The sequence below is a fragment of the Phaeobacter sp. JH20_08 genome, assembly GCF_048056635.1.
GTDB lineage: Bacteria > Pseudomonadota > Alphaproteobacteria > Rhodobacterales > Rhodobacteraceae > Phaeobacter > Phaeobacter bryozoorum.
This window is the reverse complement of sequence record NZ_JAYMVV010000007.1, coordinates 207,258-219,429: the sequence shown is the minus strand read 5'-3', so window position 1 is coordinate 219,429 and position 12,172 is coordinate 207,258. Positions and strand designations below refer to the sequence as shown.

The window sequence follows — 12,172 nt, the reverse complement described above, 5'->3', positions numbered from 1 at the left end:
GCCGGGACGGGCACGCCCGGCTGCGAGGCTAGACATGCGCGACCTCCATCCCATGTGCTCCCCCCATCATCAGGCCGATTTCATCGACGCTCAGCCCGGTTGTGGGGCGCGGCGCGCTCAGGCGGCCTTCGTTCAGGGCGGCAAAACTGTCGGCAATCTCCATCAGCTCATCCAGATCCTGGCTGATGCAGATTACCGCAGTGCCCCCGGCGGCCAGATCCAGCAGCGACTGGCGGATCGCGGCGGCGGCGGCGGCATCCACACCCCAGGTCGGCTGGTTCACCACCAGAACCTCCGGGTTTTGCAGCACCTCGCGGCCAATGACGAATTTCTGCAGATTGCCCCCCGACAGTGAACGCGCCGCGTTTTCAGGTCCGGGGGTGCGCACGTCGAAATTCTTGATGACCTTTTCGGCAAATTCCTTGGCCAGCCCCCATTTCAGAAAGCCGTTGCTGGACAGGCCTTCGCGGGTGGCGGCGGTCAGCATGGCATTTTCCGTCAGGCTCATATCCGGTGCGGCGGCATGGCCGAGACGCTCCTCCGGCGCGGCCAGAATACCCAGGCGACGACGCGCAACAGGGCCAAGGTGGCCGACCGGCGCGCCATGCATCTTGACCGCATCGGCAGCGGTGGTGGTTTCGCCGGACAGCACGCCCAGAAGCTCGTCCTGGCCATTGCCCGCCACCCCGCCAATGCCGAGGATTTCGCCCTTGCGGACGGTCATATGCACATTCTTCAGCGCCGTGCCAAAGGCCGAGGGCGCAGGCACCGACAGGCCGGTGATATCCAGCGCCACATCGCCCAGATCGCGGCCCGCGCGCTCCGGTGTCTGCAGCGCGGTGCCCACCATCAGCTCGGCCATATCGCGGGCCGAGGTTTCAGAGGGGACACATTCGCCGACATTCTTGCCTAGCCGCAGGATGGTGGCGTGATCACAGAGCGTGCGGATCTCTTCCAGCTTATGCGAAATATACAGGATCGAGGTGCCCTCGGAGCGCAGCTTCTGCAAGGTCTGGAACAGGATATCCACCTCCTGCGGGGTGAGAACCGAGGTCGGCTCATCCATGATCAGCAGCTTGGGGTCCTGCAACAGGCAGCGGATGATCTCCACCCGCTGGCGTTCGCCGGCAGAGAGATCGCCCACCGTGCGATAGGGGTCCAGCGGCAGGCCATAGGTTTCCGAAACCTCGCGGATGCGGCTGGCCAGATCGCGCAGGGCGGGCGGCTGTTCCATGCCAAGGGCGATATTCTCCGCCACGTTCAGCGCGTCAAACAGCGAAAAATGCTGAAACACCATCGCGATGCCATCCGCCCGTGCCTGTCGCGGCTCGGCCGGGGCATAGGGGGCGCCGCGCAACAGCATGGTGCCGCTGTCCGGTTTCACCAGCCCGTAGATCATCTTGACCAGCGTCGATTTCCCGGCGCCGTTTTCGCCGAGCAGGGCATGAACCTCTCCCGCGCCGATATTAAAGGAGACCGTATCGTTGGCAACAACACCAGGATAGGCCTTTGTCAAACCTTGCAGGCTCAGGAGAGGTTGGGTCACGCGCGTCTGTCCTTCTTCAACTCGTCTGTTGCGCCCATCCGCAAGAGCTCTGCCGCGACCCCGACCGCAATCATCTGCGGATGTTTGCCAAGGCCGGGATCCCCGATCGGGCAGGTGAGCCGGGCGATCTGCTCGGGCCGGTGGCCAAGATCCGCCAGCCGCGACCGAAACCGTGCCCATTTGGTGGCAGATCCGATCACCCCGGCAAAGGCAAAGCCGCGCAGCAATAAGGCGTGGCATAGCGCCAGATCCAGCGCATGGGAATAGGTAAGCACCAAATGCCGTGCATTTTCAGGGGCATGCGGCACCAGTGCCGCAGGTTCCGCCGCCGGAACCATGGTGACTGAGGGCGGGATCTGGGCGGGAAAACGGTCAGGGCCGGTATCGACCCAGGTGATGTCGAGATCCGGCAGCGGCGCCAGCACATCAACCAGAGCGCGGCCGACATGGCCCGCCCCCCAGATCCACAGCGGGGTTTCGGCACGATGGACCGGTTCCAGCAGCCAGCCGTCAGCCAGCTGCGCGTCGGGCCGCTGCCCCTGGCTGCGGGCCAGCGCCAGCTTGCGGCGCAGGCTCAGGGGTGGCTCGCCCGGCTCGCCCAGCTCGGTGGACAGGGCGCGCAGGATCACATCGCCATCCAGCCGGTCCAGATCGGCAGCGCGGTAGATCTCGCTCCACAGGGTGACGGAGCCGCCGCAGCATTGCCCCAGATCCGGGCCAAGCGCGCGGATGGTCTGCAAACGGGTCTTGCCATCCTGCAACTGGCGGCGGGCAGCCTCGGCGGCCTCATGCTCCAGCGCGCCCCCGCCGATGGTGCCGGACTGGCCGTCGTCCCAGACCAGCATGGCGGCGCCCACCTCACGCGGGGAAGAGCCGCGGATGGCGGCAATCACCACCCGCACCACCGTGCCATGGGCGCCGATCCTGCGGCGCAGATCCTGAAGATCGAACCCCATGGCTCAGGCCCCCGGCGCGATGCGACGCACCACGCGCCAGATCTCCTCCGCCGTGGCGGGGGCATTGAGCGCAGGATAGGCGGGCGCGAAGTGCCCGACCGCATCACCAAGCGCCAGCCAGGCGGAAATCCCCAGCATAAAGGGCGGCTCTCCCACCGCTTTGGAGCGATAGATGCTGTCCTCGCGGTTCTCGCCGTCCCAAAGAGCCACATTGAACACATCGGGGCGATCCGAACAGGCGGGGATCTTGTAGGTGGAGGGCGCATGGGTGCGCAGATTGCCGGTCTGATCCCAGACCAGTTCCTCTGTGGTGAGCCAGCCTGCACCCTGCACATAGGCGCCTTCGACCTGGCCGATATCCAGCGCCGGGTTCAGCGAGGCGCCGGCATCATGCAGCACGTCGGCGCGCAGAATGCGGTTTTCGCCGGTCAGGCGGTCGACGACAACTTCGGTGATCGCAGCGCCATAGGCAAAGTAGAAAAACGGCCGCCCCTTGCCCTGAATGCGGTCCCATTCCAGTTTCGGCGTTTTGTAGAACCCGGTGGCCGACAGGCTGATACGCCCCTCATAGCAGATCTGTGCTGCACGGGCGAAGGGCAGGGCCTCGGCGCCGATCCGCACCTCATCATCGGCAAACACCACCTCCGCTGCGGTGACCTGATAGCGCTCGGCCAGATGATCGGCCATACGGTCGCGAATGCTGTCGCAGGCGGCCTTTACCGCCATCCCGTTTAGATCGGTGCCGGAGGAGGCGGCGGTGGCCGAGGTATTGGGCACTTTGGCCGTGTCGGTGGCGGTGATCTTCACCTTTTCCAGCCCGATGCCAAAACGGCTGGCGGCCACCTGTGCCACCTTCTGGAACAGGCCTTGCCCCATCTCGGTGCCGCCATGGTTCAGATGGACCGAGCCGTCCTGATAGACATGCACCAGCGCACCCGCCTGATTGAGATGGGTGAGGGTGAAGGAAATGCCGAATTTGACCGGAGAAAACGCAATCCCGCGCTTGAGCCGCTCATTCCCGGCGTTCCATTTGGCGATCTCGGCCTTGCGCGCGGCATAATCCGCGCTCTCCAGCAGCTGCCGGGTCATCCCGTGCAGCTCGAAATCGGTGACCTCCATCCCGTAGGGCGTGGTATTGTCCGTCTTCTGGCCGGATATCTTCTGGCCGGAAATATCCCGGGGGGAGGCCGCAGGCCGGGGGGCAGCGCCCCCGTCGCCCGCCGTTTGGGGGGCATCGTAATAGTTCTTCATGCGCAGATCGACCGGATCCAGGCCCAGCTTATGGGCCGCGTGATCCATCACCCGCTCGATCCCGACCATCCCCTGCGGACCGCCAAAGCCGCGATAGGCGGTGGCGCTCTGCCGGTTGGTCTTCAGCCGGTGACTTTCGATGCGGATCGCGGGGATTGCATAGGCGTTGTCGCTGTGCAGCATGGCGCGGTCGGCCACCGGCAGCGACAGATCCTGCGCCCAGCCGCAATCGACCAGATGGGTGAACTCAACCCCCAGAATGCGCCCCTCGGCGTCAAAGCCCGCGCGGTAGGAAATGCGAAAGGCGTGACGCTTGCCGGTGATGGTCATGTCGTCGTCGCGGTCATAGCGCATCTTGCAGGTCCGACCGGTGGCGCGTGCGGCGATGGCGCAGGCGACGGCCAGCGCGTTGCCCTGACTTTCCTTGCCACCAAAGCCGCCACCCATGCGCCGGGTCTCAACCCGCACGCTATGCATCGGCAGGCCGATGGCCTCGGCCACCTTGTGCTGGATCTCGGTCGGGTGCTGGGTCGAGGAGTTGACCAGCATGCCGCCATCTTCCTGCGGCTGGGCGAGGGCGGCCTGACCTTCGAGGTAGAAATGCTCCTGCCCGCCAATGTCGAACGTGTCTTCGACCACATGGGCGGCGACGGAGATGGCGCTGCCTGCGTCGCCTTTGCTGTAGATGCGTGGGCCGTCTTCAAACCGGCTGTCGGCGGCCAGCGCATCCTCCAACGTCAGGAGGGCCGGGCGTTCGGCGTAGCTGACCTGACCTTTGCGCGCGGCCACCCGCGCAGCACGATGGGAGGTTGCCACCACCAGAAACACCGGCTGGCCGATATAGTGGACAGACCCCTTGGCCAGCAGCGGCTCGTCATGGGCAGACGGCGAGACGTCATTGTCAAACGGCAGATCTTTTGCCGTCAGCACGGCAACCACGCCATTGCTCTGGCGCACGGCGTCCAGCTCCAGTGCGGTGATGTCACCATGGGCCACGGTCGAAAGGCCAAAGGCCAGATGCAGGGTGTCGCGCGGGGTCGGGATGTCATCGACATAGCGCGCCTGACCGGTCACATGTAGCCGTGCCGCATCATGGGGGAGGGGTTTTGCAACAGCCATCACTTCACCTCCAGCACATGTGTGGGTGCGCTTGTCTGGCCCAGATCGTCAAAGTAGCGTGCGAGCATATTTGCCGCAGCCTCCAGCCGGTAATCGGCAGAGGCGCGCATATCGTTCATCGGGGTGAAGTCGCGGGCAAATTCGCCCCGCGCGGTGGCGAGTGTTGCGGCCGACAGGTCTTGGCCAATCAGGGCGGCCTCCACGTGGCTGGCGCGTTTGGGCACGCCCGCCATGCCGCCAAAGGCGATGCGCGCGGCGGTGATCCGGCCGGCGTCGACCGTCAGGTTAAAGGCGCCCAGAACGGCGGAGATATCCTGATCGAACCGTTTGGAGAGCTTGTAGACGCGCAAGCCATCGGTCTGCCCCTTCGGGCATGCGGGCAGGGTGATCGCCTCGACAAATTCACCGGGCTGGCGGTCCTGCTTGCCGTAGTCGATGAAGAACTCCTCAAGCGGCAGGCTGCGGCGGCTGTCGCCCTTGCGCAGCTCCAGCGTTGCACCAAGTGCGATCAGCGCAGGCGGATTGTCCCCGATGGGGGAGCCATTGGCGATATTGCCGCCGATGGTGGCGGCGGCGCGCACCTGCTGGCTGGCAAAGCGGCGCAGCATTTCGCCATAAGACGGATGCCGCGCGGCGAGGGCGCTGCGCAGCTGGTTCATATCCACCATCGCACCGATACGCAGGCTGCCGTCGGGCTGTTCGGAGATACCTTTCAGGTCATCGCAGCCATCGAGGAAAATCACATCCGACAGATCGCGCAGCTGTTTGGTCACCCAGAGACCGACATCCGTGGCGCCTGCAATCAGCGTCGCGTCCGGGCGGGCAGCATAGGCGGCGGCCAGCTGGTCGGCGGAGGTGGGGCGCAGAGACGTGGCATCGCCGCCTGTGTCAGGCAGGCTAATGGCATCTTCGCCGTGGACCCAGTCGGGGACGGGTTCGGCGCTGGCGGCTTCGGCGGCGCGGATGATCGGCGCATAGCCGGTGCAGCGGCAGAGATTGCCTGCCAGCTGGTCGTCGTGATCCGAGGCGCCATTTTTGTGGGCGGTCACCATCGACATGATGAACCCCGGCGTGCAGAAACCGCATTGGCTGCCGTGGTGGGTGATCATCGCCTCCTGCACCGGATGCAGCTGGCCATCGGGGCCGGCCGCGCCTTCGACGGTGCGGATGGATTTGCCGTGCAGCTGCGGCAGGAACAGGATGCAGGCATTGAGCGGTTTGGCGCCTTTGGCGTCGGTCACCATCACGGTGCAGGCGCCGCAGTCGCCCTCGTTGCAGCCTTCTTTGGTGCCGGTCAGCCCGCGTTCTTCGCGCAGCCAGTCCAGCAGCGTCGCCGTCGGAGAAACCTCCGTCAGCGCGACCTCTTCACCGTTCAGCCGAAAGGTGATTGTCATGTCAGAAACCCGTCGCGTTACTCTGGTTTTCCCTTGGTGCCATCCCTTCGATGCGACGTAGAAGACATGGCGGGCCTTGGTGGTTCCGTTGCCGATAGCCTAGAAAGCAGGCTGTTGTTCTGGCAAGGAAAAGTGACTCTGCCATGGAGTCGATACGGGGCGCAAGATCCTTGCTGAATACCGGCGTATGCTGTTCTTTTTGAACGACTTTAGGTCAGATTGTCGCGGCGTTGATGATTGGGTTCGATAAGACTTTCAAAGAAAGCAGAATAATAATCGCTGAATATTACCGCATCGGGTGAAACCTGCGCGGCGGAACGGGGGACGGGCAGGGTCGCGGCTTCTCCGGTGCGGAACCGCTTTAACCTTGGCGGCGCTGACGCTAGCTTGGCGGGATGACAAGCTCTCCCCGATTCATTCACCTGCGCACCCATACCGAATATTCGCTTCTGGAAGGCGCATTGCGGCTGAAGAAGCTGCCGGACCTGTGCAAGAAGCACGAGATGCCCGCGATTGCGGTGACCGACAGCAACAACCTGTTCTCGGCGCTGGAGTTTTCGGTGTCGGCCAGTGGCGCGGGGGTGCAGCCGATCATCGGCTGCCAGGTCGATCTGCGGTCTGCCGAGCCTGCCCCGGGCGAGCGGCCCAAACCGCCAGCGCCGCTGGTGCTGCTGGCGCAGAGCGAGACCGGCTATGAGAATCTGATGAAGCTCAATTCCTGCCTCTATCTGCGGCAGGGCAGCGAGCTGCCGCATGTGACGCTGGAGGAGCTGGCGCAATATGCAGGCGATGTGATCTGTCTGAGCGGCGGGCCGGATGGGCCGGTGGGGCGGCTGTTGCAGCAGGGGCAGCGCCCGGCGGCAGAGGCCCTGATGCAGCGGCTGAAAGCGATCTTTCCGGATCGGCTTTATGTGGAGTTGCAGCGCCATCCGGGCGAACACGGCCAGCCCGAGGCCGAACAGCTGACCGAGCGGGGCCATATCGAGATGGCCTATGCGATGGACCTGCCGCTGGTTGCCACCAATGATGTCTATTTCCCCAACACGGAAATGTATGAGGCCCATGATGCGATGATCTGTATCGCGGAAGGCGCCTATGTCGATCAGGTGGAGCCGCGCCGCAGGTTGACCGCGCAGCATTACTTCAAGAGCCAGGAGGAAATGGTCGCGCTGTTTGCCGACCTGCCCGAGGCGCTGGAAAACACCGTGGAGATCGCCAAACGCTGCGCTTTCATGGCCTATCGGCGCGATCCGATCCTGCCGAAGTTTGCCGATGACGAGGTGGCCGAATTGCGCCGCATCGCCAATGAGGGGCTGCAAAAACGTCTCGCCGTGATCCCCCATGCCGTCAGCGTCGAGGAGTATCAGGAGCGGCTGGATTTTGAGCTGGGCATCATCGAGGGGATGGGGTTCCCCGGCTATTTCCTGATCGTTGCGGACTTTATCCAATGGGCCAAGGATCACGACATTCCGGTGGGGCCGGGGCGGGGTTCCGGTGCGGGCTCCCTCGTGGCCTATGCGCTGACGATTACCGACCTTGACCCGCTGCGCTACAGCTTGCTGTTCGAACGCTTTCTCAACCCCGAACGGGTGTCGATGCCCGACTTCGACATCGACTTCTGCATGGATCGCCGCGAAGAGGTGATCAAATACGTGCAGGAGAAATATGGCCGCGACAAGGTGGGGCAGATCATCACCTTTGGCGCGCTGCTGTCGAAGGCGGCGGTGCGCGATATGGGGCGGGTTCTGCAGATGCCCTATGGCCAGGTGGATCGGCTGTCGAAGCTGATCCCGGTCGAAGGCGTGAAACCGATGTCGATTGTGGACAGTCTGCGCGAAGAGCCGCGGCTGCGCGAGGAGGCGGAGAACGAAGAGGTTGTCGACCGGCTGTTGAAATACGGCATGCAGGTTGAGGGGCTGTTGCGATCAGCGGGCACCCACGCGGCGGGTGTGGTGATCGGTGACCGGCCACTGGATGCGCTGGTGCCGCTTTACCGCGATCCGCGCTCGGACATGCCCGCCACCCAGTTCAACATGAAATGGGTGGAACAGGCCGGTCTGGTGAAGTTCGACTTCCTCGGCCTGAAGACGCTCACCGTCATTCAGAACGCGATGGACCTGATTTTCCAGTCGGGCCGCGATCTGCATGTCGCCGCCGATGGCACCCAGCTTTATGACCCGCCGGAGGGGGCGGAGAACCAGATCAACGCCATCCCGCTGGACGATGCCGTTACCTATGACCTTTATTCCCGGGCCAAGACGGTGGCGGTATTCCAGGTGGAATCCACCGGCATGATGGATGCGCTAAAGCGCATGAAACCCACCTGTATCGAGGATATCGTGGCGCTGGTGGCGCTCTATCGTCCGGGTCCGATGGAGAACATCCCGGTCTATTGCGAGGTCAAGAATGGTCTGCGCAAGATCCAGTCGGTGCATCCGCTGATCGACCATATCCTTGAGGAAACCCAAGGCATTATCGTCTATCAGGAACAGGTGATGCAGATCGCCCAGGTGATGGCGAATTACACGCTGGGCGGCGCCGACCTGCTGCGTCGCGCCATGGGTAAGAAGATCAAGGAGGCGATGGACGCCGAACGCCCCAAATTTGAAAAGGGGGCGGCAGAAAACGGCGTGCCTGCCAAGAAGGCGTCGGAGGTGTTCGACCTTCTGGAGAAATTCGCCAACTACGGCTTCAACAAATCGCACGCGGCGGCCTATGCGGTGGTCAGCTACCAGACCGGCTGGCTGAAGGCGAACCACCCGGTGGAGTTCATGGCCGGCGTCATGAACTGTGATATCCATCTGACGGATAAGCTGGCGATCTATTTCGAAGAGGTCAAAAAAGGCCTGAGCCTGCCCTATGTGCCGCCCTGTGTGAACCGCTCCGAGGCGACGTTCAATGTGGTCAAGGGCGAGCTGGTCTATGCGCTGGGCGCGCTGAAAAACGTCGGTGTCGAGGCGATGCGGCTGGTGACAACGGCGCGGCGCGAGAGTGGGCAGGACAAACCCTTTGCCACGCTGTTTGATTTTGCCCGCCGGGTGGATCTGAAAAAGGTCGGCAAGCGTCCGCTGGAAATGCTGGCGCGGGCGGGCGGCTTTGACCAGCTGGACAGCAACCGGCGCCGGGTGTTTGAGAGCCTCGGCGCGCTGGTGGATTACTCCGCTGCGGTGCATGACCAGCGGAATTCCAGCCAGGTGTCGCTGTTTGGCGAGGCGGGCGAGGACCTGCCGGAGCCGCGGCTGCCCAACGTGCCCGACTGGCTGCCCGCCGAACGGCTGTCGGAGGAGTTCAAGGCGATTGGTTTCTACCTCTCGGGCCATCCGCTGGACGACTACATGCCTGCGCTCAAACGCAAGGATGTGATGACGCTGGACGAGGTCACGGCCAAGGCCGAGCGCGGTCCCTTCATGGCGAAGATGGCCGGGGTTGTGGCCGGGCGGCAGGAACGCAAATCGGCGCGCGGCAACCGTTTTGCCTTTGCCCAGCTGTCGGACACCAGCGGCGGCTATGAGGTCACGCTGTTTTCCGAAGTGCTGGAGAAATCACGAGAATTTCTGGAAACCGGCGCCAAGGTGGTGATCACCGCCGAGGCCACGATGGAAAGCGATCAGCTGAAGCTGCTGGTGCGATCTGTCGGGCCGGTGGATGCGGCGATTGCTGACGCCGGCCGCAGTTCGCTGCGGGTCTATATCTCGCAGGCGAGCGCAGTGGCGACGGTGGCGCAGGTGCTGGAAGACGCCAAGAAAGCCGCCCGCAACGCCTCGCGCGGGGAGGTCTATATGTACCTGCAGGATCCCGGCCTGCCCGGCGACGTTGAGATGGATCTGGGCCAGCCCTTCCCCATCAATCCCCAAATCAAAGGCGCCCTGAAGTCGCTGGACGGGGTGATGGATGTTGAGGAGATTTGACGGTGTAGACTGCCGTTTGCCCGGCTGACAGGCGCGGGCCGCGCCAAACCAGAACCTTGCCCATCATATTCCCACGCTGAATTTCCGATGAGAGAAAGGACCCATTGACGTGACCGACCACCCAGATCTCACTCTGCGGGTTGCAGATGTGGCGGATGCCTCCAGCCTAGCGGCGCTGTCGCTGGAGGTCTGGGTTGGCACCTATCTGCGTGAAGGGGTGAGCGGGTTCTTTGCCGATTATGCACTGGCGGAGCTGACGGCCGCGCGCTTTGAGGCTCATCTGGCCAACCCGCAGGAGCATTTTATCGTCTCGCAGAACCGGGTCGGCATTGATGGCTATATCCGCATCAGTCGGGGCAGTCCGGGGCCTGTGCCAGGCTGTTCGGACGTGGAGATCACAACGCTCTATGTGCAGCCGCGCCACCACGGGCGGGGCATTGGGACTGCCTTGCTGCGGGCGGGGCTGGAATATTGCGCGGCGGCGGGCGTGCAATCCGTCTGGCTGGCCAGCAATGCCGAGAACGCGCCCGCCAAGGGGTTTTACCTGTCGCAAGGTTTTGACCGGATTGGCGAGACACGGTTTTTGATCGCGGATCAAGCCTATCTCAATGATGTCTTTGCGCGGGCCTGTTGCGGCTGATGGCGATCACAGGGCGGCGTTGAAGACCGAGTTGGTGTCGAGCAGATATTGGGAGATGATCGGGCCGCTGGCAGCGCCGATGGCGCGGGCGTTGGGGCCGATGGCACCGGGGTCGATGCGCGGCAGGATCAGGCCACGGGCATCCAGAGAGGTGAGCGCGGCGCGGGTACGCTCGACCAGGGCGCTGCGCACGCTGTCGGGCAGGGCGCCGTCGATCAGCACCGCCTCGAAGTCGATGACCGCGCAGGTGGCGAGGCTGGCGCGGGCGATGGCGTCGGCGGCCTGATCGAGCCAGGGGGTCAGCTCCGCCTCGAACCCGGACCAGTGCATCGGCAGCTGCCAGAGCTGGCCGGGATCCTTGCCCGCATCGCGCAGCCGCTGTTCGAGCAGATGGATGGAGGCGAGATCCAGAAGCTTGGTTTCCTGCCCGTCCGGACCCAGCATCGACAGGGACCCAAGCGCGCCGGCATTGCCCTGATTGCCCTCAAGCACGCGGTGGTTCAGCACCACGCCACCGCCGATAAAGGCGCCGACAAAGAAATAGGCATAATCGCGATAGGCCTTGCCCCGGCCATACATATGCTCGGCGCGGCAGGCGGCGGTGGCGTCATTCACGACATGTACGGGCAGGGGGCTGAAACGCGATATTTCTGACGCGAAATCAACCGTTTGCCAAGCCGCAAGCGCCTCTGCCGGGGCATTGATCTGGGCGTGCCAGGTCCAAAGCTGAAAGGGGGCTGCCACGCCAATGCCGCAGATGCGGGGCAGCAGGTCTGCGGGCAGCGCGGCCTCCATCTGGGCGATGCTGTCGCGCAGGAAATCAAAGACCACGGCGGGGGTGGGATAGGGGTAGCGCAGGCGCAGCTGCTGGCGCACCGCACCGCAGACATCCATCAAGAGCACTTCGACACTGCGGCGGCCGATTTTCAGCCCGTAGGAAAACAGGCCATCGGGGTTGAGGCCCATCGGGACCGAAGGTTTGCCGACCCGGCCGCGCTGCGTTTCGCCGCGCTGCAACAGCCCGTCGGTTTCCAGTTTGCGCAGGATGACGGAGACGGTTTGTGGCGACAGGCCGGTGCCACGGGCCAGCGCGCTGCCGGGCATCGGGCCGTGGCGTTGCAGCAGGGACAGGATCAGCCGTTCGTTGAAGACGCGCACGCCGGTCTGATTGACGCCGCCGCTCAGGGATCTGACTTGCTCATGTTCCATGCGGCGGACCCTAATCACGCTTTGAGACCTAAGAAAAGTGCGAAGATCGACTTAATAAGTCAAGTTGATTTATATATTGACAGGGAGGCCAGAATCACGGCCCACTATGGGCGACACGACGGTTTGCCCGTCCTGTTTTGTTGCGTTGT

Annotated in this window: 7 protein-coding genes; 2 read left to right on the top strand and 5 right to left on the bottom strand. The window is 63.7% G+C overall.

The genetic code is table 11. From position 1 onward, the window contains the following. Window positions 1-28: 28 nt before the first annotated feature. From VWY75_RS09010 to xdhA, 4 genes are read right to left on the bottom strand one after another with little or no spacing between them, the layout of a single operon-like run. Entirely contained in the window at window positions 29-1,546 is a 1,518-nt protein-coding gene (locus VWY75_RS09010; protein ID WP_416537544.1) for an ABC transporter ATP-binding protein, read from the bottom strand. Continuing rightward, a complete protein-coding gene (xdhC, locus tag VWY75_RS09005; protein WP_416537543.1) occupies window positions 1,543-2,502 on the bottom strand; it encodes a xanthine dehydrogenase accessory protein XdhC in 960 nt (319 codons plus the stop codon). Before xdhC ends, VWY75_RS09010 begins: the two co-directional genes overlap by 4 nt. 3 nt (window positions 2,503-2,505) lie before the next feature. Then, window positions 2,506-4,872, bottom strand: a complete 2,367-nt coding sequence (xdhB, locus tag VWY75_RS09000; RefSeq protein ID WP_416537542.1) for a xanthine dehydrogenase molybdopterin binding subunit — start codon at window positions 4,870-4,872, stop codon at window positions 2,506-2,508. Further along, window positions 4,872-6,266, bottom strand: coding sequence for a xanthine dehydrogenase small subunit (gene xdhA / locus VWY75_RS08995; RefSeq protein ID WP_416537541.1), 1,395 nt, complete (start codon window positions 6,264-6,266; stop codon window positions 4,872-4,874). The genes xdhB and xdhA overlap by 1 nt, the downstream gene beginning before the upstream one ends. A gap of 395 nt (window positions 6,267-6,661) precedes the next feature. On the opposite strand from xdhA, the gene dnaE reads away from it, so the two are divergent. After that, on the top strand, window positions 6,662-10,174 hold the full coding sequence (gene dnaE, locus VWY75_RS08990; RefSeq protein ID WP_416537540.1) for a DNA polymerase III subunit alpha: 3,513 nt from the start codon (window positions 6,662-6,664) through the stop codon (window positions 10,172-10,174). Between the two features lie 109 nt (window positions 10,175-10,283). Beyond that, window positions 10,284-10,814: a GNAT family N-acetyltransferase gene (locus tag VWY75_RS08985; protein ID WP_416537539.1), complete on the top strand. Its 531-nt coding sequence runs from the start codon at window positions 10,284-10,286 to the stop codon at window positions 10,812-10,814. 6 nt (window positions 10,815-10,820) lie between these two features. On the opposite strand, the gene VWY75_RS08980 is transcribed toward VWY75_RS08985, so the two are convergent. Further along, the gene (locus tag VWY75_RS08980; RefSeq protein WP_416537538.1) at window positions 10,821-12,023 is read right to left on the bottom strand and encodes an ROK family transcriptional regulator; all 1,203 of its coding nucleotides are present in this window, start codon (window positions 12,021-12,023) and stop codon (window positions 10,821-10,823) included. Between the last annotated feature and the right edge of the window lie 149 nt (window positions 12,024-12,172).